This is a genomic window from Pseudomonas sp. NyZ480 (assembly GCF_029537255.1).
GTDB lineage: Bacteria > Pseudomonadota > Gammaproteobacteria > Pseudomonadales > Pseudomonadaceae > Aquipseudomonas > Aquipseudomonas taiwanensis.
The window spans coordinates 2,273,570-2,297,985 of the sequence record NZ_CP120626.1 but is presented as its reverse complement, the minus strand read 5'-3'; the positions used below and the strand labels follow the sequence as shown (position 1 = coordinate 2,297,985).

The 24,416-nt window shown below is 64.1% G+C and carries 18 protein-coding genes; 10 read left to right on the top strand and 8 right to left on the bottom strand.

Translation table 11 applies throughout. The features are described from left to right. Window positions 1–21 precede the first annotated feature (21 nt). From P3R38_RS10540 to P3R38_RS10525, 4 genes are all read right to left on the bottom strand, one after another. Window positions 22–789 (bottom strand): TIM barrel protein, encoded by a 768-nt coding sequence (locus P3R38_RS10540; RefSeq protein WP_027907169.1) that lies wholly within the window; start codon window positions 787–789, stop codon window positions 22–24. 109 nt (window positions 790–898) lie between these two features. After that, a complete protein-coding gene (locus tag P3R38_RS10535) occupies window positions 899–3,352 on the bottom strand; it encodes a glycoside hydrolase family 3 protein (RefSeq protein ID WP_202676075.1) in 2,454 nt (817 codons plus the stop codon). Continuing rightward, window positions 3,345–3,965 (bottom strand): NAD(P)H-dependent oxidoreductase, encoded by a 621-nt coding sequence (locus P3R38_RS10530; RefSeq protein ID WP_023380158.1) that lies wholly within the window; start codon window positions 3,963–3,965, stop codon window positions 3,345–3,347. Before P3R38_RS10530 ends, P3R38_RS10535 begins: the two co-directional genes overlap by 8 nt. Window positions 3,966–3,981: 16 nt before the next feature. Then, window positions 3,982–5,079, bottom strand: a complete 1,098-nt coding sequence (locus tag P3R38_RS10525; protein WP_277687124.1) for an LLM class flavin-dependent oxidoreductase — start codon at window positions 5,077–5,079, stop codon at window positions 3,982–3,984. Window positions 5,080–5,322: 243 nt separating this feature from the next. On the opposite strand from P3R38_RS10525, the gene P3R38_RS10520 reads away from it, so the two are divergent. Continuing rightward, on the top strand, window positions 5,323–6,036 hold the full coding sequence (locus tag P3R38_RS10520; RefSeq protein WP_023380156.1) for a GntR family transcriptional regulator: 714 nt from the start codon (window positions 5,323–5,325) through the stop codon (window positions 6,034–6,036). 7 nt (window positions 6,037–6,043) lie between these two features. On the opposite strand, the gene P3R38_RS10515 is transcribed toward P3R38_RS10520, so the two are convergent. The 4 genes from P3R38_RS10515 to P3R38_RS10500 form a co-directional block, all read right to left on the bottom strand. After that, the gene (locus tag P3R38_RS10515) at window positions 6,044–6,994 is read right to left on the bottom strand and encodes a PDR/VanB family oxidoreductase (RefSeq protein ID WP_277687123.1); all 951 of its coding nucleotides are present in this window, start codon (window positions 6,992–6,994) and stop codon (window positions 6,044–6,046) included. Between the two features lie 56 nt (window positions 6,995–7,050). Then, window positions 7,051–8,112, bottom strand: coding sequence for an aromatic ring-hydroxylating dioxygenase subunit alpha (locus P3R38_RS10510; protein WP_277687122.1), 1,062 nt, complete (start codon window positions 8,110–8,112; stop codon window positions 7,051–7,053). A 213-nt stretch (window positions 8,113–8,325) separates the two neighbouring features. Beyond that, the gene (locus tag P3R38_RS10505; RefSeq protein ID WP_041925476.1) at window positions 8,326–8,748 is read right to left on the bottom strand and encodes a hypothetical protein; all 423 of its coding nucleotides are present in this window, start codon (window positions 8,746–8,748) and stop codon (window positions 8,326–8,328) included. A gap of 126 nt (window positions 8,749–8,874) precedes the next feature. Then, window positions 8,875–11,745, bottom strand: coding sequence for an HD domain-containing phosphohydrolase (locus P3R38_RS10500; RefSeq protein ID WP_277687121.1), 2,871 nt, complete (start codon window positions 11,743–11,745; stop codon window positions 8,875–8,877). A gap of 359 nt (window positions 11,746–12,104) precedes the next feature. On the opposite strand from P3R38_RS10500, the gene P3R38_RS10495 reads away from it, so the two are divergent. The 9 genes from P3R38_RS10495 (at window position 12,105) to P3R38_RS10455 (ending at window position 24,364) form a co-directional block, all read left to right on the top strand. After that, a complete protein-coding gene (locus P3R38_RS10495; protein ID WP_277687120.1) occupies window positions 12,105–15,029 on the top strand; it encodes an aminotransferase in 2,925 nt (974 codons plus the stop codon). Between the two features lie 118 nt (window positions 15,030–15,147). Beyond that, a complete protein-coding gene (locus P3R38_RS10490; protein ID WP_023380150.1) occupies window positions 15,148–16,053 on the top strand; it encodes a LysR family transcriptional regulator in 906 nt (301 codons plus the stop codon). Window positions 16,054–16,188: 135 nt separating this feature from the next. Further along, complete coding sequence (locus tag P3R38_RS10485; RefSeq protein ID WP_023380149.1) at window positions 16,189–17,100, top strand: LysR family transcriptional regulator; 912 nt, start codon at window positions 16,189–16,191, stop codon at window positions 17,098–17,100. Window positions 17,101–17,273: 173 nt separating this feature from the next. Beyond that, window positions 17,274–18,728 (top strand): gamma-aminobutyraldehyde dehydrogenase, encoded by a 1,455-nt coding sequence (locus P3R38_RS10480; protein ID WP_104882370.1) that lies wholly within the window; start codon window positions 17,274–17,276, stop codon window positions 18,726–18,728. A gap of 50 nt (window positions 18,729–18,778) precedes the next feature. Beyond that, on the top strand, window positions 18,779–19,924 hold the full coding sequence (ydcS, locus tag P3R38_RS10475) for a putative ABC transporter substrate-binding protein YdcS (protein WP_104882556.1): 1,146 nt from the start codon (window positions 18,779–18,781) through the stop codon (window positions 19,922–19,924). 150 nt (window positions 19,925–20,074) lie between these two features. Next, a complete protein-coding gene (locus P3R38_RS10470) occupies window positions 20,075–21,103 on the top strand; it encodes an ABC transporter ATP-binding protein (RefSeq protein ID WP_023380146.1) in 1,029 nt (342 codons plus the stop codon). 1 nt (window position 21,104) lies between these two features. Then, window positions 21,105–22,055 (top strand): ABC transporter permease, encoded by a 951-nt coding sequence (locus P3R38_RS10465; RefSeq protein WP_027907162.1) that lies wholly within the window; start codon window positions 21,105–21,107, stop codon window positions 22,053–22,055. Next, window positions 22,045–22,866 (top strand): ABC transporter permease, encoded by an 822-nt coding sequence (locus tag P3R38_RS10460; protein ID WP_023380144.1) that lies wholly within the window; start codon window positions 22,045–22,047, stop codon window positions 22,864–22,866. Before P3R38_RS10465 ends, P3R38_RS10460 begins: the two co-directional genes overlap by 11 nt. A gap of 73 nt (window positions 22,867–22,939) precedes the next feature. Beyond that, window positions 22,940–24,364 carry a gamma-aminobutyraldehyde dehydrogenase gene (locus P3R38_RS10455; protein ID WP_023380143.1) on the top strand — a complete coding sequence of 475 codons (1,425 nt, stop codon included), beginning with the start codon at window positions 22,940–22,942 and terminating at the stop codon, window positions 24,362–24,364. The last annotated feature ends 52 nt before the right edge of the window (window positions 24,365–24,416 follow it).

Genomic DNA, 24,416 nt, shown 5'->3' with positions numbered 1-24,416 from the left:
GCATTTTTCCTGGAGTGGCTGTTACAGGCCGGTGGCTTGTCGCACGGTGGCCAGCGATTGCAGGGAAGGCAGGGTGGGCTTGTACTCGAGGCCGATCGCTTGCCGGTACCCCAGCGTCTCGAGCCGTCGCAGCACATCGTCCCAGTCGAGTTGCCCGGTGCCAGGCTCATTGCGCCCTGGCAGGTCGGCGATCTGCACGTGGCGCACCAGGTGCATGCGGCCGCGCAGCACATCCTCCAGCGATTCATCCATCACGCTGGAGTGGTACACATCGAACAGCAGCTTGAGGTTCGGACTGTCGACCTCCTCGATGATGTCCAGGGCTTCGCGGGTGTCGTGCAGGAACATACCGGGGTGGTCGATACGGGTGTTGAGTGGCTCGATCAGCAACTCCACGCCGGCCTGTTCGGCCAGGTGGGCGGCGTTGCTCAGCGCGTCGATGGCGGCTGCGCGTTGCTCGGCATGCGACACGCCCTCACGGGTGAAGCCAGAGGCCACGATCAGCGGAGGCGAACCGACCTTCTGGCTGGCCGCCAGACTGTCGCGCACCGCTTCGATGAACTCGGCATGCTGCGCCGGATCGACCAGGCTTCGTCGCGGATCGACGCAGAAGCTGGTCAAGGTCACCCCGGTTTCACGCAAGGCGTGCGCTACCTGGTCCATGGGTTTGTCGCGCCACAGGTGAAACTCGACATGGCTGAGCCCGGCGGATTTCGCCGCACGGATGCGATCGGCGAAATTGGGACAGTCATCCTGAAAGAGCCATTCGATACAGGCTGATGGGTACACGTCTTACCTCCTTGTAGGGCGGTTCCTGACCGCCATTGTTATTCTGAACGAGGATTCTTATTCTGATTGTCTGGCAGTGAGCCACAGCACTCGCGCCACTGCACATCATTTATCTCGTGAGCGGCCTATCGCTGGCGTGGATGGATTGATCGAACAGCGAATGCCATGCGCCCGCCTCCACGCCGCCCTTCTCATCGACCTCAAGCGCCAGCTGCAGCCAGCCGTCAGTGCTCGAAGCGCCCAGGGTCATGCGGTAAAGCCCAGGTTGCAGTCGCCACCGCTGCTGCTCGCAATCCCAACGGGAAAAACTGCGCGCCTGGAGCACCAGGTCGACAGCGGCCCTCCCCGTCGCGGGAACGTCCACCGCCGCGAAGGCCTCCAGAGAATATCGCCTGTCCTGGCCTTCTTCGGGGGGGGCCAGCAGGTAGAGCTGGGGAACAGCCTTGCCCTGGCGAGACGAGTTGTTCAGCAACCCAAGGCGCACGCTCAGTGTCTCGACGTGCTCCCCGGACAACTGGGCCACTTCAGGCTCGATCGATGCATAACCCAAGCCATGGCCGAAGGGAAAGGCAGGCGTTAGCGAGTGCGCCGCAAAATGGCGATACCCCACCCACCAACGCTCGTGGTAGTGCACCTCACCCGCCGGATCAGGCGTGAGAGACCAGACCGGATAATCCTGCTCCCGCTCAGCGAAGGTCACCGGCAACCGCCCACCTGGCTCGAGATCGCCTGCCAATACCGAGGCCAGTGCAGGCCCGAAGGCCTGCCCCGGATACCAGGCGACGATGACAGCGGCGGCGTGCTTCAGGCAGGCCGTATCGACCGGATGCCCCACATTGAGCACAACGACCGTACGCGGATTGACCTCGCAGACCGCACGAACCAGGGTTTGCTGTGCGGCGCTGAGCTGGGTGGTGTCGCGGTCGACGCTTTCCAGCCCCGCATCGGCGGTCTCCCCCACCATGAGCACGACGCTATCCACCTGCTGCGCCAACGCCACGGCTTGCGCGAGCAGGTCATGTGACTGAGGTGCTCGACAGCCGAACCACAGGCCATGCGCCAGACTTCGGCCAATGTTCATCGAGAATTCAAGCGAACACTGCTGGCCCGCCTCCAGTATCACATCGACCCAGGTGTGTGGGCTCTGCATCAACTTGCCCATGATGTCACCGGACAAGGTGACGCCATCGAAGCTGGCATAGGCCTGCCCGTTGATGGAGAGGCTGACCTCGCCCGTACCGCCGAGGAAGAAGCGATACACACCACTGTTGGCCACTTGCATGACCGTGCTAGCCGTAACGTTGGCAATGCCTTCGAGCGACAGAAGATCGCCCACACCGGGCATGTCCTTGAACCAGACCAGCGAAGAAGCATGGCGCGTTTCCTCGTGCACCAGGTGCCCTTCGGCATCGCGGAACGTCACGCTCAGGTCCAGCGGCTCGCGGGTCAACGGGGGAATCCGGTACTCGGCGACCACGCCTTCGGCATACACCACCTCGTGGAAACGTGCCGTGATCGAGGTGACCGGCATTTCCGTCGCCGGGTCGAGCGCTACCTTGGCGAACGTGCCACCTTGGAAACAAGGCTGGATCGCGTTGGGGCCGATGACCGCGATGCGCTTTTCCTTATCCGGCCGCAACGGCAACAGGCCGTCGTTGCGCAACAGCACCATTCCAGCCGCCGCCGCCTCTTTCAGCACCTCGATGCGCTCCAATTCGGCAGCGACGCTGGCGTCATAGGGAAGCGGGTTGTCGACTCGACCAGCAAGGCGCTGCAGGCGTTCGACGGCATCGACCAGGCGTTCGCCGATCGGCGCAGCGACGTCCAGCGCCGCGCCCATATGCCGGGCAGGGCCGGGCATTTCCAGGTCCAGCCCTGCCGCCAGGCTAGCGACGCCGTCGTGGGTGCCAAACCAGTCCGACATCACCAGTCCGTCCCAACCCAAGCCCTGCTTGAGCCAGCCAATGGCTTGGCCAAGCTCGGCACAGCGCACCCCATTGACGCTGTTGTAAGCCGTCAACATGCCCCACGCTCCCTGCCTGGCCGTGTGCTCGAACGGGCGGAAATACACCTCCCGCAGGGTCTGTTCGTCTACCGTCACGTTCATGTTGCGCCGGTCGGTTTCCGAGTCGTTGCACACCAGGTGCTTGATCACCGACGCCACCCCACGGGACTGCACCCCTGCAGCCCAGGCCCCACCAAGATTCGAGATCAGCAGTGGGTCTTCGCCGAACAACTCGAAGGCCCGGCCCGCCAACGGGCTACGCATCAGGTTGAGATTGGGCGCAAGGATGCCCTGGATTCCCAGACGCAGCGCCTCGTCGCCCACCACCTGGCCGACCTTGCGCACCAACGCCCCATCCCAACTGGCCGCCAGCGCCAGACCGCACGGTGTCAGCAGCGCAAGATCGCGCTCATCCACCCGCCCTCCAGTGATGCCCATCGGGCCGTCGGAAAAACGCACGGACTTGAGCCCGATTGCCGGCAGCGGATGAGTCGACCACATATCCTGCCCGGCCGTGAGGTGCGCCACCTGGCGCCAATCGAATACTGGGCTACCCATGGCTGAACCTCTGCCCTGCCCCCTGACGCTGCTGCACCAGCGCAAGGCTCTGCTCTGCCAGTGTGGCCAACGACGCCGCTATCTGCTCATGGGTGCAACGGCCCTCGGCGTCGAACAGCGCAGCGCCGGCAGTGTTGAGCGTTACGCCCAATGGCGTTGGCCAGCCCCGCAGTGCATGGACGATGGAGCGCAGGGCTCCCAAGGTGGTGTTACACCCCTGCCATCCGGCCGCTGTGACGATGCAACCCACCGCACGGCCATCCAGGTAGACGCGGCGATCCTGACGCAGGTCTTCCAGCAGGTCGATGGCGTTCTTCACCAATCCGGAAACGCCGCCGTGGTACCCGGGTGTTGCGAAGATCACACCATCGGCGGCACGCACCGCCTCGATCAACGCCACCTCGGCCGGGGTGCGTTCGGTCACCTGCGGATCGAAGCTTGGCAAGGCAGAGAGCTCGGCGCCACCGAACAAAATGGTCCGTGCGCCCAACTGCCGCGCGCGCTCCAAGGCACAACGCAGAGCCTTCTCGGTGCTGGACCCCGGCCGGGTGGTGCCGCCGATGCCGACGATCAGTGGCCGATCAGCATCATGCAATTGAACAGTACGTTTCATGACTCAGGCCTCCGGCTCAACGAAATTGCGGCATGACTTCGCGGGAGAACAGATCCAGCGACTGGTTGGCAAAGCCGATGCGCTGCTCAGTGAGCGGCCCATTGGTGAAGCCCATCAGTACGTTGCCGATGCCAAGCTGCTTGTGCTTGTGCAGTTCTTCGGCGACCCGCTCCGGTGTCCCGTGCAAGCACCAGGTCTTGATCCATTCCGGGCTGAAGCAGTCAGGGTGTGGGTGCAGCGAGACGCCGCTGAGCACTTCGGCGCGCTTGTTGTAGTGGTACTCGCGGTCGATGGCCTGCTTGTAGGCCTTGAGGATCTGCATGAGCTCCTCTTGCGCCTGCTCCGCACTAGGGGCCAGGTGCACGCATTGGTAGGTATGTGTGGTCCAGGACAGGCAATGTGCGACGACCTCCGGCGCATGACCGGCTTCGTGCAGCGCGTCGCGGTAGCGGTGGAAGTACTTGGTCAGCTCGGTGAACGGATCGGCACTGGCCGCCACTGGCGGGGTGAACGCCGGAATGAAGGCTGGCCAGCCCGAGTCGGCGGCCCGCTGCATGCTGGTTTCGCGCAGCGCCACCGGCATGATGCGGTTGAACTTCTTCTGGTAGGCCGTCGGCACGATGCGTTGCACGACGGCGCCCTTGTAGTGCGCGGTTTCGAAGGAGATTGGGGCGTCTTCCAGTTCCTTGTCCCAGAGGCGCTGGACCAGGTCGAGATTTTCCTGCAGCAAGGCCGAAGCATGCTTGTAGTTCACACCGAAGCCAATCATCTCCTCCGGTGTGGTCCCGCTGCCCACCCCCACCAGCAAACGCCCATCGGTCAACTGGTCAAGCAGATTCACCCGCTCGGCGAAACGCACCGGATGGTGCAGTGGCACCGTGGTGACCGACATGCCGAAATGTACTCGCTTGAGCTGCGCTGCCAGGTAGGCCGCGAACATGAACGGGTCGCTGGACATGGGGGCGTAGCCGGTGAAGTGGTGATCCGGCATGAACACCGCGTCGAAGCCCAACCGTTCGGCAGCGCAGGCATGCTCTACCAGGGCGTCCATGACGAAACGGTCTTGTTCAGGGGCGGTCGAGCGGCCGACCAGGAATGCTGAGAAGCGCATCATGTGTGTCCTCTTATTGTCATGATGAGTCGCTGGGCGAGGGCTGGGAGGCCGGCGGTACCGATTCGAACCCCGCAACAGAATTAGAATTCTCGTTCCAGTTTCGAGAGAATAGTCAGCAATCGCCGCGCGCGTCAATGCATCGACCGAGGAAAAAACCGTCGACCCGGAGGCTGCCCTGCCAGCACCGCGCACGCCTGTGCTCGTTGCGTTACCATGGCGGCTCATTCCCCGAGGTCGCCTGCAATGAGCAAACATGGCCAGACCATCCTGGTCGCCCTGCGCAAGATGATCGCTTCCGGTGAGTTGGCCGGCGGTGAGCGCTTGATGGAAGTTCCCACGGCGGAGCGCTTCGGCGTTTCGCGCATGCCGGTGCGCATGGCGTTTCGTACCCTTGAACAGGAAGGCTTGCTGGTCCGCCATGGCGGCAAGGGCTTTCAGGTTCGCGCACTGAGCGTCGAAGACCTTACCGGCGCCGTCGAGGTGAGGGGTGTACTCGAGGGCCTGGCAGCACGGCAGTGCGCCGAGCGCGGCCTGGACGCCAAAGCCATGGCCACGCTCAAGCAATGCCTGGACGAGGGCGACGCGCTGTTCGACAAGGGCTACATCACCGAGCAGGACCTGGCGGCCTACCACGACCTGAACGTGCGCTTGCATCAGGTAATCATCACCGGCAGCGGTAACCCGGCAATCGCCGAGGCACTGGCACGCAACGATCATCGGCCATTCGCATCGGTGTCGGCGCTGGCCTTCGACCGCGACGACATGGCCCGCGAATACCGGCGCTTCAACTTTGCCCATATGCAGCACCACTCGCTAGTCGACGCCTTGCGCAACCGTCAGGGCGCGCGCGCCGAAAGCATCATGCGCGAGCATGCCAATGCCACGCTGCGCTACGCCGAGGTGTTCGGCGCAGCCAGCACGGCAAGTGGCGTCCAGGTGATTTCCAGGGGCGACTAGACGCCCGTTACAGATCGAGCACCAGCATGGTTGTCCTAGCCCGTGAGCAACAGGGTGTGAACTGATCGTTGGCCGCCTGCTCGTCTTCGGTCAGGTACAGGTCGCGGTGTTCTGGCACGCCTTCCAGCACCCGGGTCAGGCAGGTACCGCATACGCCCTGCTCGCACGAAACGGCAATCGACACGCCATGACGCTCCAGCACCTGGACCACGGTCTTGTCTGCTGGGATCTCGAATACCTGACCGGTGCTGCCGAGCTTGACCGAAAACGCTCCGTCATCGCGGGTGTCGACCGGCTCGGTGGCGAAGTACTCCCGATGCAGCCGGGCATCTGGCCAACCGTGGCTGCGGGCACTGTCCAGCACATGCTGCATGAACCCACCGGGGCCGCAGACATACAGATGGTCCTGCGCCCCAGGGTTTGCCAACACCTGCTCCAGGTCGAGCCGCGTGTTTGGATGCGCGTCGAAATGCAGGTGAACCTGGCTGGCATACGCGGCGCTAGTCAGACGCTCGAGAAACGCCGCTCGCTCGTGGGAGCGTGCGCAGTAATGCAGTTCGAACTCCTCGCCCTGGCTCCACAATTGCTCCGCCATGCACAGGATCGGGGTGATGCCGATCCCGCCGGCAAACAGCAGACTGCGACTGGCCTTGGGGGCGAGGGCAAAGAAATTGCGCGGCTCACTGATCAGCAGGGACTGCCCCGTCACGACCTGCTCATGCAGGCAACGGGAGCCACCGCGTGAAGCAGCGTCGTTGAGAACGCCGATCAGGTAGCGATGGCGTTCCTGGGGGTGGTTGCACAAGGAATACTGGCGCACCAGCCCTCCTGGCAGGTGCACGTCGATGTGCGCCCCGGCGCTGAATGCGGGCAGCGGGTTGCCGTGGGCGCAGCTCAGTTCGTAGCTGCAGATACCTTCAGCTTCACGGGTACGGGATGTGACGACAACTTCAATCATGGCTCACCTTCCATTGACGGCCACCCGGTGGCCGTGCTGGACATCGACAGGGACGGTTACTGCGCGGTAGCGATCAGCTGTGCTGCGACGCCAGCCTGCTCCTGAGCCACCAACCGCTCCAGGATGCGTCGCGACTGCACGCCGCCTGCGTCGATATTGAGCTTGAGCAGAGTGCGCTGCGGGTTGGCGAGCAGGTTGGCTTGCTGCTGCTCGAGCATGTCCAGGTCTTCGCTGAAGATCTTCCCCTGCCCTTCCCGGATGCTGTCGGTCAACGCCTGGTCCTGCGGATTGAAATTGCGCGCCATGCCCCAGAAGTACCAGATTGAGGTCTCGGTTTCCGGCGTGATGAAGTCCACAACGATGCTCGACGCCTTGTGTTCGGGCGCTGCGTCATAGCCTCCCTTGCCCGCGAGCGCCACGCCCACTTCGATCAGTACGTGACTCGGCGGAGTGAAACGGCAGATCTGCCAGCGATCCACCGGCAGGTCGTCAGGCAGATGATTACCCCGCAAGGCCATGCGCCAGAACGGCGGTGCCATGATGTTTTCCATGTGCCGGGCCGTGACGACTTCGTCGCCATTGACCGTTGTCACCGGAGGCGCTTCATCGATCTCCTTCTGGCCGATGCTCGAAGCATGCACGTAGGTTTCATGGGTCAGGTCCATCAGGTTGTCGATCATCAGGCGATAGTCGCACCTGATGTGGAACAACCCACCGCCGTAGGCCCATTCTTCGCTCTCGGCCCACTCCAGGTGGCACAGGGTCGCGGGATCGGCCAGTGCCTGGTCGCCGGGCCAGACCCAGACGAAACCGTAGCGCTCAACCGTGGCATAGGCCTTGTTGCATGGGAAGCCCCGTACCCGCTGGCCAGGCATTTCGAGGGTCTTGCCATCGCAGCCCATGACCAAGCCATGGTAGCCGCAGACCAGGTTGCCGTTCTCGACATACCCCAAGGACAAGGGTGCGCCGCGGTGCGGGCAGAAATCCTCCACGGCGCAGACCTGGTCCTGCTGCCCGCGGTAGAACACCATTTTTTCCCCACAGATTTGTCGGCCTAACGGCTTCTCGGTGATTTCATCAGGGGTGCAAGCCACATACCAGGCGTTTGTCGGGAACATTTGACTCTCCGGCTATTTATTTTTGTGGATCCATTAACTGATACAGAAGCGAGAAAAGTCAAATTATTTAGGCAATGGAAACTTTTTGTGGATCCACAAATCGCATCAAAGGTCATGTTCCTCAGCTAAACGCACGCGCGCGCCCATGCCCTCACAGCGAGCGCGACAGCAAGGCGTGGATTCAGGGCGGGGGCAGATGGCCAGTGCACCACCTCAGGTCAGGCAGTAGTACTCACTGGCCTGGGCAACGACCTCATGCTTGGCGTTGAACAGCCGAGCCTCGGGGGTGAACGCCATCGAGCGGCCTTCGAGCAAGTAGCGCTGGCCGGCCTCGAAATGCGCGTAGTGAAGCGTCAGGTAACAGACACGGGTGGAAGGACCGCCCATCATGCTCATGCTACCGCCACCGGCCACTTCGAAATCGAACCGTACGATCAGCTCATGGCTGCCAGGGGCGACCTCGAAGAAGCGGCCATCGCGCAAGCGCTGTTTGTCCAGCCGCTCGGCCAGCAGCAACCTGTCATTGGGAAACGGTGTGGAAAAATCGACCCAGGCCTTTTGCGGGTCTGCCACCGGCATCGGAGCCTGGCAGCCCGCGATGACGCTGGCAACGAGTAACAGCACTAACCTGCGCATGCTGAGTGTTCCGATAAGTGAGTCACCAGCATAACGCCGGGATAGCTCGCCAGCCAGTGAAAAAGCCAGGGCCGCATGCACACCCGGCAGCGGGACCTGCCCGCGCCGACGGATTCCTCGACCGCCTCAACTTTCCAGCAGCGACTGCCCCGCAATCTGGGCCAACCAGTACGTTACGTCCACCTCGTCAAGCTGCTCGGGACGCAGGAACCGCTCGCCATACTCGCGGTATACCCCACTGCTCAGGAACAGCTGAAGCAGTTGCCCGTCGACATGCCTGTCGCGCGCCATGGATACCAGGATCTTCACCGATTCGGACAGTGTCTTAGGCGCTTTGTACGGGCGATCGGCGGCGGTCAGTGCCTCGAAGATGTCGGCAATGGCCATGACCCGTTCGGCGAGGCTCAGCTGGTCCTCGCCCAATCGGCGCGGGTAACCATTGCCATCCATGCGCTCGTGGTGGTTGCCGGCGATGGCAGGCACGCGCCGCAGCTGCCGTGGAAACGGCAAGGCACTGAGCATGATGATGGTCTGCACGATGTGTTCGTTGATCTTGAAGCGTTCCTCGTCGTTCAGCGTTCCCCGCCGAATCGACAGGTTGTACAGCTCGCCATGGTTGCTGGCATTGGCCGGCAGGCGCATGTCGAACCCCCACAGGTTGCGCGGGTCGTCGCGGGTCACGGGGGGCTTGCGCGGGCCCCAGGGTACGCGGTGCTCGTCCCGGTCAGCCAGCAATGGCTCCTCCACCGGCAGGGGCACCGGCGCCAGGCCAGCAAAGCGCTGCTCTTCATCGCGTGAAATGCCCAGACGGTCATCGAAATGCCGTTGCCAGCGGCGTTGGCCTATACGCTGCAACCGCTCGACATCTTCGTCCTGCATGAACTCCCCGCCAATGTTGGCCTTGGCGACGAACGCGAACTCATCCTGCAACTGTGCCTGGTACAGCTCCAGGGTGCGCTGCAGCCCTTGCCGGTCGCCGCCGGCGGCCAGCCCTTGCCAGTAAGCAAGCTCAGCATCGCGCCAGAGCACCTCAAAGCGCATGCGCACCTCGTGGATACGGTTGTACAAGGTCTCCAGCTTGGTGGCCTTGTCCACCACATATTCGGGGCTGGTGATCTTGCCGCAATCGTGCAACCAGGCCGCCACGCGAAACTCGTAGCGTTCACTTTCGCTCATGGCGAAGTCGGCGTAGGGGCCCGTTTCGGCCTGCACGGCCTTGTCCAGCAGCATCTGCGCCAATTGCGGCACCCGTTCACAATGGCCGCCGGTGTATGGGCTCTTGGCGTCGATGGCGTCGGCCAGCAACTTGATCATGGCATCGAGCAGTCGCTGCTGTGCCTCGATCAGCTGGCGCGTCTCGATGGCGACGGCGGCGGCACCGGACAACTCTTCGACAAAACGTCGAAACGGCTGGCGTACTTCTTCGCGGGCGTGCTCGCTGTTCAATTGCAACACCAGGATGCCGAGCAGCGCCTGGCTGCGATCGTTGAGCACCACCGCCAGGCTCTCCCCACGCAGCTCCAGGGCATGGGCCACGGCGCTGGCCAGATCGTCGCGCTCATGGTCGTCGAGGGCCAGCTCTGCCGGGTACCCCTCGCCTTGGCAGGCGGCCAGGCGCAACGAGGCGCCCTCTGCGTCGAGCAGGTAAACCGCACCGGCACTGACTCCAGCGGCATTCACCAAGTGGGTGAGCACCCCGTCGAGCATGCGCTCCAGCTGGCTTTCTCGGCTCAGCGCCAGGGTGATCGCCTGGAAGCTGCGAATGGTGACGGACATGCGGCTGAGCACATGGCTCAGCTCACGCACCTCGGACACCCGCGAAGACACCCCAACTTCACGACTGAAATCGAAACTGGCCAGCGCCCGCACCTGCTCGGCGAGCAGGCGCAGCGGGCGCCCGATACGACGTCCGAGCAGCCCACCCAGCAACAGCAGTATGGCCATCAGTGCCAGCGTCCACAGCACTTGCTCGACCAGCACCGTGCGCGCTCCGGCCAGCAGCTCTCGAGCAGGCACGGCGATCAGCACCTGCAGTTCCTGGCCAGCCAGGGTGGTGAAGCGCACACGCATGCCGTACCAGGTCTGCCCCTGCAGTTCGTACGGCTGTGGTCGGCTGCCCTGGGGCAAGTCAGTGTATATCCGATCGAGGCTGGGGATACCCAGTTCCGAAAGGCGCGACAGGCGCACCGCTTCGCCCTCGCGCACGATTACGCGCGCAAGGTCCGGGTAAGCCACCACATTGCCCTGGTCGTCGACCACGGCGATTTCGGTGCCAGCGGTGATGCGTAGGTCGCGGCTCTGGCTCGCCAGGTCGTCGACCGACACATCCATGCCGATCACAGCCCCACCATCGCGGCTGCGCTGGGCCATGGTCAGGCCGATCTGGCCGGTGGTGAAGAACACGTAGGGGTGGGTCAGCACGGTCTGTGCCTGGCTTGAGGCTTCGACGAACCAGGGGCGCTGACGTGGATCGTAGTGGTAATCCGGTTTGACCCGAGATTCGAGCAAGGTCAGGGCACGGTCGTAGAACCGCCACTCGCCCAGCATTCCCCCGCCCTCCCCCAGGCTGACGCTCTGCACCAGGAACTCCGTGCCTGGCGGTGCGGCGAAGCGCTCGAGCAACTGCGCCGTGCGCAGCGGGCGAAGCAGCATGAACTCGCCATTGGGGTAACCGACGTAGGCAGCGCTGAGCATCGGGTTGGCGTTGAGGCTTTCGACCAGCTGGGCCAACTGCTGCAGACGGTGGGCCAAGCCACTGGCGGACGGGTTGACGGCAAGCAGGCGAATGCTGCTTTGCACTGGGTCGACCAGGCGACGGGCGCGCTCATCGATGGTCCGGGCGAATTGCTCGGCCGTGTCGCCGGCTGCGGCCACCAGCGTCTGCTGTATGGCGCGATAGCCCTGCCAGGCCAAGCCAACACCCAGTACCAACATGCCCAGCATGATCGCCAATGCCACCAGCCACTGCAGGGAAACACCCCGTCCTGGGTTGTTCATGGGGGTGTCTCCCTGGCACAAGCCGGTTCGACCGCACGAATCACCTTCACAAGACGCGCCACCAGGCGGCCTGCCAGCCAAGCTGCACGACCCATCGACACCTCGCCCATGCCGGGTATTCCATGTATTGCGGTTTCAACAGTGTAATCAGCGATTGCAAACGTGCCGGGTTAATGTCGAAGGGTGCAAGCCTCTTACCCGAAAGCTGGCGTCGTCGCCGCCATCCCCGAGACGCCAAAAGGAGATGGGCTTTGGCTCCGGGCGCCGTCATCAGAATTTCTGATCACGATTGTCTTTTATCGTCAGCCAACTGAGGCATAGATTCGGCGCCAATAATTGTACGACCCACGGTGGCATCCATGTCCTTCCCGCACGCAACCTCCACCTCGCTCGCTTCGCTGCTCGAACGCTCCAGCCAGTCCAGCCCTTCGCTCAACGAAGACCAGGCCCATGCCTTGCTGCGTGAGCACTATGACCTCGACGGGACGCTACAGGCCCTTGGCAGCCAGCAGGACCTCAACTATCGGGTCGATAGCCCGCAGGGGCGGTATGTGCTCAAGGCCTGCCATGGCACCTACGCCCAGATCGAGCTCGAAGCGCAACACGCGGCACTGGCGTACCTGCGTGACCAGGGATTGCAGGTACCCGCCGTGCGCACGGCACGCAATGGCCGGGCGCTGCTGGCCGTCGAGGTAGGCGGCCAGCCGTTGCGTGCACGCTTGCTCGACTATCTGGACGGGCAACCTCTGACTCGTCTGGCGCACCTGCCCGCCTCGGTCGTTGCCGAATTCGGCGCGCTGTGCGCCCGGGTCGACAAGGCCCTGGCCGGCTTCGACCATCCGGGGCTGGAGCGCACCCTGCAATGGGACCCTCGCCACGCCCTGGCACTGATCGAACACCTGCTCCCCGTGCTGAAGGACCCTGCGCGCCGGGACCAGGTATCGCGCCTGGCACAGCAGGCGGCCAAGCGCCTGGAACCGCTGGTCGAGCACTTGCCGAGCCAAGCCGTGCACCTGGACATCACCGACGACAACGTCGTCTGGGGCCGCGATGCCGAACGTCACTGGCAAGTGCAAGGGGTGATCGACTTCGGCGACCTGCTGCGCACCTGGCGCATCGCCGACCTGTCGGTGACGTGCTCGGCCCTGCTCCACCACGCCGAGGGCGACCCGCTGCGTATCCTGCCGGCGATCAGTGCCTACCAGGCGCTAAACCCACTTCACGACGCCGAGGTACATGCCCTGTGGCCGTTGGTGCAACTGCGTTCGGCGGTACTGGTCCTGAGCAGCGAACAGCAACTGGCGGTCGACCCGGCCAACCAGTACACCCGTGACAACATCGCCCACGAATGGGAAATCTTCGACACCGCCTGTGCCGTGCCCGCCGCACTGATGGAGGCGGCAATCCTGCACGCCGCCGGCAAACCCCAGGCCACCGTGGACTTCGCCGGCTGCCTGCCCCTGATTCCCGCCCTGGCCGGACAGGCCGTGAGCCGGGTCGACCTGGGTGTGCTCAGCCCGCACTGCGAGGCTGGCAACTGGGAGCAGCCCGGTTTCGACCAGCACGTACTGACGGCCCAGCCCGCCCCCGCGTGCAGCCTGCATGGCCAGTTCCGTTTGTCGCAAACCCACATCGACCGCCCTGACGAACCGGCGACCTGCGCCCTGGGCGTAGAGCTCAATTTGCCGAACGGTAGCCTTGTGCAGGCGCCGGAGGCCGGCACCTGGCAGCGTACCGGCGATGGTCGCGGCTGCCTGCGCACCGCCACCTGGACCCTGTGGCTCAGTGGCCTGGAAGATGCCCCCGAGCATGGCCAGGCCTTGGCCAAAGGGCAGGCCTTGGGCAGCAGCTGCGGTTTTCTCAGCGTCCAGCTGTGCCTGGACGAAGGCTTGCAGCCGCCATTCTTTGCCGCGCCCTCGCAGGCCGCCGCCTGGATGGCCCTGTGCCCGTCGCCGGCAGCGTTGCTGGGCCTGGACTGCGATGCCGAGCCACTGCCCGACCCGCAAGCCCTGCTGGCGCGCCGCGATGCCAGCTTCGCCCGCTCGCAGAAGCACTACTACGCCCAGCCGCCCCACATCGAGCGCGGCTGGCGCAACTACCTGATCGACATGCAGGGCCGCTCCTACCTGGACATGCTCAACAACGTCGCGGTGCTGGGCCACGGTCACCCGCGCATGGCCGCCGAGTCGGCGCGCCAGTGGTCGCTGGTCAACACCAACTCGCGCTTCCACTACGCGGCCATCGCCGAGTTCTCCGAACGCCTGCTGGAACTGGCGCCCGAGGGCTTCGACCGGGTGTTCCTGGTCAACAGTGGCACCGAGGCCAACGACCTGGCGATTCGCTTGGCCTGGGCCTATAGCGGCGGACGTGATTTGCTCAGCGTGCTGGAGGCCTACCATGGCTGGTCGGTGGCCACCGATGCCATATCCACCTCCATCGCCGACAACCCGCAGGCCCTGGAAACCCGACCCGACTGGGTACACCCGGTGCAAGCGCCGAACACCTTCCGCGGGCGCTACAAGGGCCCTGACAGCGCCGCGGACTACCTGCGCGATGTCGATGCCAAGCTCGCCGACCTCGATGCCCGTGGCCGCCAACTGGCTGGATTCATTTGCGAGCCGGTGTACGGCAATGCCGGCGGCATTTCCTTGCCAGCGGGTTACCTGCAGGCGGCCTACGCCAAGGTCCGTGCTCGCAGTGGCGTGTGCATCGCCGACGAGGTACAGGTGGGTTATGGACGCTTGGGCGAATACTTCTGGGGCTTCGAAGAGCAAGGCGTGGTGCCGGATATCATCACCATGGCCAAGGGTATGGGCAACGGCCAACCCCTGGGCGCGGTCATTACCCGCCGCGAAATCGCCGAGGCACTGGAGGCAGAGGGCTACTTCTTCTCCTCGGCAGGCGGCAGCCCGGTCAGTTGCCGCATCGGCATGGCGGTGCTGGATGTGCTGCATGGCGAAGGACTGCTGGACAATGCGCGGGAGGTCGGGCGTTACTTCAAGGCGCGCCTGCAGGACCTGGTCGACCGCTACCCCTTGGCTGGCGCCGCCCATGGCTCGGGCTTCTACCTGGGGCTGGAGCTGGTGCGCGACCGGCAGACCCTGGAGCCAGCCACCGAAGAAACCACCGCGCTGTGCAACCGCCTGCGCGACCTCGGCATCTTCATGCAGCCGACCGGCGATTACCTGAACATCCTCAAGATCAAACCGCCGATGTGCACCACGCGGGCCAGCGTCGACTACTTCGTCGACAGCATCGAGCGGATCCTGCAGGAAGGCCTGTAGCGGTCCTTCAGCCTTGCCCACCGGTGCGCCCGGTGGGCAAGGCCGATAGTTGTGATAGCGCCCTCTTGTGTTCATAATTTCTATCAATAAAACACAAGCGTCATCAGGTTTCCTGACAATGGCATTCACGAGCGATTCCCTAGCCGTGTTCCTCGCCGTGCTGGACGGCGGTTCATTCTCTGCGGCCGCCCGCAAGCTTGGCCGCGTACCCTCGGCGGTGAGCATGGCCATCGGCCAACTGGAAGCCGAACTGGACTTGGCCCTGTTCGACCGCGCAACCCGCAAGGCCCTGCCCACCAGCGCGGCGCTGGCACTCGAGCCCCAGGCACGGCAGGTGATCTGCCAACTGAACCTGCTGGATGCCCAGGCCCTGCAATTGCACAAAGGGCTGGAAAAGCGCCTGACCATCGCCATGGCACCCGAACTGCAGACCGGGCGCTGGAGCCAACCACTGGAGATGCTGGCGAACGCGTTTCCCAACCTGGAGATCGAGGTCCGCTCTGCCACGCAATCGGAAGCCATTCGCCTGCTGCATGAGGGCAGCGTGCAACTGGCCCTGGTGTTCGAACGACCTGGCATCGACGAGCGCGAATCCTTTCTCGAAGCCGGTAGCCAACTGCTGGTGGCGGTCGCCTCGCCACGTCACCCCGCCGGTCAGCACAGCGGCACACCGCTGCCTGAGGAACAGCTTGCCGAACAGCGGCAGATCATCGTGGCGTCCGGCAACCCTACCGGGTCCGACCCGCGCATGGTGCTGTCCCGGCGCATCTGGCTGACCGACAGCTACCTGGCCACGCTCGACCTGGTGCAATCCGGCCTGGGCTGGGCCTATCTGCCGCAGCCGCTGGTCGAGCCACTGATCGCCTCCGGCGCATTGGCCGAGGTGCGCTTCGACAACATGGCCAGCCGCCTGCGGCTGTGGGTGGATATCATCTGGATCAAGTCCCGACCACTGGGCCTTGGCGCACGCCGTTATCTGGACGCCATGCGCCATTGCTTCGAACGAGAACCGCCCAGGTCCTGATTGCTTGCGTCCAACTGCTTTCTTTCGATTAAAAAGAATGCTCCCATGGGCTTTCGATAAACCACAACGAAAAAGCGCCCTACCCGCCTCGACGACGGGCTTGCGCGCCGATTGATCGAAAGCGGCCCACTACCTATGATGACGCTCCGCCAGATCCGCCATTTCATCGCCGTCGCCGAAACCGGCTCGATTTCCGCTGCCGCCCAGGCAGTGTTCATTTCCCAGTCCACCCTGACCCTGGCCATCCAGCAGCTGGAGGAAGAAATCGGCGTGCGTCTGTTCGACCGCCACGCCAAGGGCATGACCCTCACGCACCAAGGCCACCAGTTCCTGCGCCAGTCGCACCTGATCCTGGCCACGGTGGAAAACGCCAAGCGCAGCCTGCAACAGAGCACCGACCAGGTCACCGGCAGCCTGACCATCGGCGTTACAAGCCTGGTGGCCGGCTATTACCTGGCAGACCTGATCAACCGCTTCCAGCGCGCCTACCCCAACGTGCGCACTCGGGTGGTGGAGGACGAACGTCCCTACATCGAACACTTGCTGGTCAGCGGCGAGATCGACGTTGGCGTGCTGATTCTGTCCAACCTCGAAGACCGTCACGCGTTGCAGACCGAAGTACTCACCCACTCTCCACACCGGCTGTGGCTGCCGCCGCAACATCCATTGCTGGAACGCGACAGCATCGCCCTGGCCGATGTGGCGGGCGAGCCATTGATCCAGCTGAACGCTGACGAAATGGGCCTGCATACCCAGCGCATCTGGTCCCGTGCCGGGCTTGTACCGCAAGTGACCCTGCGCACGGCCTCGGTGGAGGCGGTGCGTAGCTTGGTTGCCGCCGGCCTGGGCTTGTCGATTCAGCCCGACATGACTTACCGCCCATGGTCATTGGAGGGCGACATCATCGAGGCGCGCCCACTGGTGGACCTTGGCGAGCCACTCGACGTCGGCCTGGCCTGGCGCCGTGGCACGGCGCGGCCGACGCTGGTCGACCCATTCCTCACCGTGGCCCGCGAACAGCCCAACGCCAAGCGCCTGTCGATCTGACAGCGTGTAGCATTCGATTTTTTCGAACGACGCTTTCAGTATTAAGCATTTGTCGTCCACTGGCCCGGACTCTAGTCTCTGTTGCCATAGCACAGGGCCAGTTCCGGGCTTCAACCTTGCGGAGCCTGCCTATGCCCCACGACAACAAGACCGATAAACGACGAGCGTCCAAGATGACTGGTGCCCCCCTGCACACCGCGTTGCTGATCGACGGCCAACTGGTCGCAGGCCAGGGTATTGTCGAACCGATCATCAACCCGGCCAGTGGCCAGACCCTGGTCAGCATCGCCGAAGGTTCGCTGGATCAACTCGAAGCCGCCATCGCGGCCGCCCACCGGGCCTTCCCGGCCTGGTCACGCACCACCCCCGCCCAGCGCGCCAAGGCGCTGCTGGCCATCGCCGAAGCCATCGACCACTGCGCCGACGAACTCGCCCGGCTCGAAGCACTCAACTGCGGCAAACCGCTGCACCTGGCACGCCAGGACGACATCCCCGCCACCGCCGACGTATTCCGCTTCTTCGCCGGCGCCGTGCGTTGCCAGCAAGGCCAATTGTCCGGCGAATACATTCCCGGCCATACCAGCATGGTACGTCGTGACCCGGTCGGCGTGGTGGCCTCCATCGCGCCGTGGAACTACCCGCTGATGATGGCGGCCTGGAAAATCGCTCCGGCCCTGGCGGCCGGCAACACCCTGGTGTTCAAACCGTCCGAACACACCCCGCTGAGTATCCTGGCGCTGGCACCCACCCTGGCGCAGGTCCTGCCACCCGGCGTGCTCAATATCGTCTGCGGCGGTGGCGAAGGCATCGGCAGCCATCTGGTCAGCCACCCGAAGGTGCGCATGGTTTCCCTCACCGGCGATATCGTCACCGGGCAGAAGATCCTGCAGGCTGCCTCGCGCACCCTCAAGCGCACCCATCTGGAGCTTGGCGGCAAGGCCCCAGTGATCGTCTGCAATGACGCCGACCTGGCCGCCGTGGTCGAAGGTGTGCGCACCCATGGCTACTACAACGCCGGCCAGGACTGCACCGCCGCCTGCCGCATCTACGCCCAGGCCGGCATCCACGACCGTCTGGTCGCCGAGCTCGGCGATGCCGTGGCCAATATTCGCTTCGCCCGCAAGCGCGACGCCGACAACGAGATCGGCCCATTGATCAGCGCCCGCCAGCGCGACCGCGTGGCCAGCTTCGTCGAACGCGCCCTGGGCCAGCCGCATATCGAACGGGTCACCGGCGCCGCCGCGCATTCGGGAGCGGGCTTCTTCTACCAGCCCACCCTGCTCGCCGGCTGCAAGCAGCAGGATGAGATCGTCCAGCGCGAAGTGTTCGGCCCAGTGGTCACGGTGACCCGCTTCGATCAGCTGGAACAGGCGGTGGACTGGGCCAACGACTCGGAATACGGCCTGGCTTCATCGGTGTGGACGCAGAACCTGGACAAGGCGTTCCAGGTCGCCAACCGCTTGCAGTATGGCTGCACCTGGATCAACACCCATTTCATGCTGGCCAGTGAAATGCCCCACGGCGGCCTCAAGCGCTCGGGGTATGGCAAGGACCTGTCCAGTGACTCGCTGCAGGACTACAGCGTGGTTCGCCACATCATGGCGCGCCACGGCCAGCAGCTGGAGTGAACGCGCCTGCCGGCACATCCCAAGCGACAACAACAAGAGGAACTCACCCGATGCGCAAGACCGTACTACTCAGTGCCATCACCACCGCCCTACTGGCCAGCGCCGGCACCCAGGCCGCTGAGGCCTTGAAGGAGGTCGGCGCGGGTGAAGGCCGCCTGGACATCGTCGCCTGGCCCGGTTACATCGAGCGTGGCGAGTCCGACAAGCAGTACGACTGGGTCACCCCATTCGAAAAGGAAACCGGCTGCCAGGTCAACGTCAAGACCGCCGCCACCTCCGACGAGATGGTCAGCCTGATGGCCAAGGGCGGCTATGACCTGGTCACCGCTTCAGGTGATGCTTCGCTGCGGCTGATCTACGGCAAACGCGTGCAGCCGATCGACCCTGCGTTGATTCCCAACTGGAAGAACATCGACCCCAGGCTCAAGGATGCGGCCTGGTACGTGGTCGACGGCAAGACCTACGGCGCCCCCTACCAGTGGGGCCCGAACCTGTTGATGTACAACACCCAGGTGTTCCCCACTCCGCCGGACAGCTGGAAGGTAGTATTCCAAGGCCAGGACCTGGCCGACGGCAAGCCGAACAAGGGCCGCGTGCAGGCCTACGACGGCCCGATCTACGTCGCCGATGCCGCGCTGTACCTCAAGGCCACCCAGCCGCAGTTGGGCATCACCGACCCCTATCAACTCGACGAGAAGCAGTACGCCGCGGTGATCGAACTGCTGCGCCAACAGCGTGAACTGATCCATCGTTACTGGCACGACACCACGGTGCAGATGAGCGACTTCAAGAACGAAGGCGTCGTGGCCTCCAGTGCCTGGCCGTACCAGGCCAACGCACTCAAGGCCGAGGGCCAGCCCATCGCCACCGTTTTCCCCAAGGAAGGCGTTACCGGGTGGGCCGATACCACCATGCTGCATGCCGAGGCCAAACACCCCAACTGCGCCTACAAATGGCTGAGCTGGTCGCTGGAGCCCAAGGTACAGGGTGACGTCGCTGCCTGGTTCGGCTCGGTCCCGGCAGCCCCCGAAGGCTGCAAGGCCAGTGCCTTGCTGGGTGCCGAAGGCTGCGCCAGCAACGGCTACAACCAGTTCGACAAGATCGCGTTCTGGAAAACCCCAGTGGCGGAGGGCGGCAAGTTCGTGCCCTACAGCCGCTGGACCCAGGATTACATCGGGATCATGGGCGGCCGCTGAGCGACGGCTTTCCCGGCGCCTGGCAGCACGCGTCAGTGAGTGCCAGGCGCGCCAGCCCCACACCGAACTACCTGCATAGCGATTTCCCGTCCTTCAGAGCAACGGGCAGGGCCCTGCTACGCCGGATTCCTGCCCCTTGGAGCGTGCACCATGACCACCCCCGCTGTTCAGTTCACCCAGGTTTCCCGCCAATTCGGCGAGGTGAAAGCCGTTGACCGGGTGTCCATCGACATCAAGGACGGCGAGTTCTTCTCCATGCTCGGCCCATCGGGCTCGGGCAAGACCACCTGCCTGCGCCTGATCGCCGGCTTCGAGCAACCCAGCGCAGGCTCGATCCGCATCCACGGTCAGGAAGCCGCCGGTCTGCCGCCCTATCAGCGCGACGTCAACACGGTGTTTCAGGACTACGCGCTGTTCCCGCACATGAGCGTGCTGGAGAACGTCGCCTATGGCCTGAAGGTGAAAGGGGTTGGCAAGGCTGACCGCCTGCAGCGTGCCGAAGAGGCGTTAGCCATGGTGGCCTTGGGGGGTTATGGCCAGCGCAAGCCGGTGCAGCTTTCCGGCGGGCAGCGCCAACGCGTGGCCTTGGCCCGCGCCCTGGTCAACCGCCCACGTGTACTGCTGCTGGACGAACCCCTGGGCGCGCTGGATCTCAAGTTGCGCGAACAGATGCAGAGCGAGCTGAAGAAACTGCAGCGCCAACTGGGCATCACCTTCATCTTCGTGACCCACGACCAGAGCGAAGCGCTGTCGATGTCCGACCGCGTGGCGGTGTTCAACAAAGGCCGCATCGAGCAGGTCGACACCCCTCGCAACCTGTACATGAAGCCGGCCACACCGTTCGTGGCGGAATTCGTCGGCACCTCGAACGTGCTGCGCGGCGACCTCGCCCGCGCCCTGACCGGCAACGCACAGCCGTTTTCCATCCGTCCGGAACACATCCGCTTCGCCGACGGCGAACGCGGCGCCAGCGACATCGAGATCAGCGGCCTGCTGCACGACATCCAGTACCAAGGTGCGGCGACCCGCTACGAAATCCGCCTGGACAACGGTCAGAACCTCTGCCTCAGCCAGGCCAACAGCCAGTGGGCCGACAGCCACCTCCCCCACCAGCCGGGCCAGCAGGTGACCGCTCGCTGGTCGCGCGCGGCCATGGTGGTGCTCAACGAGGGCGCATGACATGGAACTGACCCTCAATGCACCGGCTACGGCGACAGCCAATGGCCCGCTGCGACGCCTGTCGAACCTGCTGTACCGCAAGCCGACCCTGTACCTGTCGCTGCTGCTGGTACCACCGCTGCTGTGGTTCGGCGCAATCTACCTGGGCTCGTTGCTGACCTTGCTGTGGCAGGGTTTCTACACCTTCGACGACTTCACCATGATGGTGACCTCGGACTTTACCTGGTCCAACTTCACCTCGCTATTCAACCCGGCCAACTTCGACATCATCCAGCGCACGGTGCTGATGGCCGTGGCGGTATCCGTCGCCAGCGGCGCGGTGGCCTTCCCCATCGCCTACTACATGGCACGCTACACCCACGGCAAGACCAAGGCGTTTTTCTACATCGCCGTGATGCTGCCGATGTGGGCCAGCTATATCGTCAAGACCTACGCCTGGACCCTACTGCTGGCCAAGGGCGGCGTGGCGATGTGGTTCATCCAGCACCTGGGCCTGGAACCTGTACTGAACCTGCTGCTGGGCCTGCCGGGGCTGGGGGGCAATACCCTGTCCACCTCCAGCTTCGGGCGCTTCTTGGTGTTCGTGTACATCTGGCTGCCGTTCATGATCCTGCCGATCCAGGCCTCTCTCGAACGCCTGCCGCCTTCGTTGCTGCAAGCCTCGGCCGACCTGGGGGCACACCCGCAGCAGACCTTCTTCCAGGTCATCCTGCCGTTGTCGGTGCCTGGCATCGCCGCCGGTTCGATCTTCACCTTCAGCCTCACCCTGGGCGACTTCATCGTGCCACAACTGGTGGGTCCACCCGGGTTCTTCATCGGCAACATGGTGTACGCCCAGCAAGGCGCGATCGGCAACATGCCGATGGCGGCCGCCTTCACCCTGGTACCGATCGTGCTGATCGCCGTCTACCTGTCCATCGTCAAACGCCTGGGGGCCTTCGATGCACTCTGACTCCTCAACCCACGGCCAGGCTTCCTGGGGGCTGAAAGCCGCCGCCTGGGGCGGACTGGTGTTCCTGCACTTCCCGATCCTGATCATCTTCCTGTACGCCTTCAACACCGAGGACGCCGCCTTCAGCTTCCCGCCCAAGGGCTTCACCCTGCACTGGTTCAGCGTGGCGTTCGCGCGCCAGGACGTACTCGATGCCATCGTGCTGTCGGTAAAGGTCGCCGGCATCGCCACGCTGATCGCCATGGTGCTGGGCACCCTGGCCTCGGTGGCGCTGTACCGGCGCGACTTCTTCGGCAAGGAAGGCATCTCGCTGATGCTGATCCTGCCGATTGCCTTGCCCGGCATCATCACCGGTATCGCCCTGCTGTCGGCGTTCAAGTCACTGGGCATCGAGCCGGGCATGCTGACCATCGTCATCGGCCATGCCACTTTCTGCGTGGTGATCGTCTACAACAACGTCATCGCTCGCCTGCGGCGGACCTCCCAGAGCCTGATCGAAGCCTCGATGGACCTGGGCGCCGATGGCTGGCAGACCTTCCGCCACGTGATCCTGCCCAACCTTGGCTCGGCCTTGCTGGCCGGCGGCATGCTGGCGTTCGCCCTGTCATTCGACGAAATCATCGTCACCACCTTCACCGCCGGCCATGAGCGAACCTTGCCAATCTGGCTGCTGAACCAACTGGGCCGCCCCCGCGACGTCCCCGTAACCAACGTGGTCGCCATGCTGGTGATGCTCGTGACGATGCTGCCGATCCTGGGCGCCTATTACCTGACCAAAGGTGGCGAAGGCGTGGCGGGCAGCGGCAAGTAGCCGCGCCGTGGCACGCGCTTGAACACGACACCGACCGAATGTGCTCTACGCTCCCGAACTGGAGGTTCCACCGATGCAAACCAACCTGTTGATCAACGGCCAACTGGTCGCCGGCAAAGGCGAAACGCTTGCCATCCTCAATCCGTCACTCGGCACCACTCTGATCGAGATCGCCGAGGCCACGCCTGCCCAGGTCGATGCCGCCGTTCAGGCTGCCGATACGGCCTTCGACAGCTGGTCGCAGACCGCGCCGAAGGACCGCTCGCTCCTGCTGTTGAAGCTGGCCGACGCCATCGATGCCAACGCAGCGGAACTGGCACGCCTGGAATCGAACAACTGCGGCAAGCCCTACAGCGCCGCGCTGAACGACGAACTGCCAGCCGTGGCCGACGTGTTCCGCTTCTTCGCAGGTGCCAGCCGTTGCCTGCAAGGTTCGGCCGCTGGCGAATACCTGCCGGGCCATACCTCGATGATCCGCCGTGACCCGGTGGGCGTGGTTGCGTCGATCGCCCCGTGGAACTACCCACTGATGATGGCGGCCTGGAAACTCGCCCCAGCCCTGGCCGCCGGCAACACCGTGGTACTCAAGCCGTCCGAGCAGACCCCGCTGACTGCCCTGCGCCTGGCTGAGCTGATTGCCGGCATTTTCCCGGCTGGCGTGGTGAACATCGTCTTCGGCCGTGGCCCAAGCGTCGGTGAGCCCCTGACCGCCCACCCGAAAGTGCGCATGGTCTCGTTGACCGGCTCGGTGGCCACCGGCAGCCGCATCATTGCCGGCACCGCTGACACGGTGAAGCGCATGCACATGGAATTGGGCGGCAAGGCCCCGGTGATCATCTTCGACGACGCAGATATCGACGCTGCCGTGGAAGGCATCCGCACCTTCGGCTTCTACAACGCCGGGCAAGACTGCACCGCGGCTTGCCGCATCTATGCACAGAAAGGCATCTACGCCAAGTTCGTGCAGAAGCTCGGCGAAGCCGTTGCCAGCATTCGCTATGGCGAGCAGGACGACCCGGACACCGAATTGGGGCCATTGATCACCCAGCAGCATCTGGAGCGCGTCGCCGGTTTCGTCGAGCGTGCCCGGCAGTTGCCGCACATCGAAGTGGTTACCGGTGGCAAGCGCGCCGAACGTGCAGGCTTCTTCTTCGAACCGACCGTACTGGCCGGCGCCCTTCAGGATGACGAAGTGGTGCGTCGCGAGATCTTCGGCCCGGTGGTATCGGTCACCGAGTTCGACGACGAGGCACAGGCCCTGGCCTGGGCCAACGACTCCGATTATGGCCTGGCCTCCTCGGTGTGGACCGCCGATGTCGGTCGCGCCCACCGACTGGCGGCGCGCCTGCAGTACGGCTGCACCTGGGTCAACACCCACTTCATGCTGGTCAGCGAGATGCCGCATGGCGGCGTGAAGCTGTCCGGCTATGGCAAGGACATGTCGATGTATGGCCTCGAGGACTACACGGCCATCCGTCATGTAATGTTCAAGCACTGACCACGGCTTGAAAAACAAGGCCCCGGCCAGCACCACCCTGCGACCGGGGCCT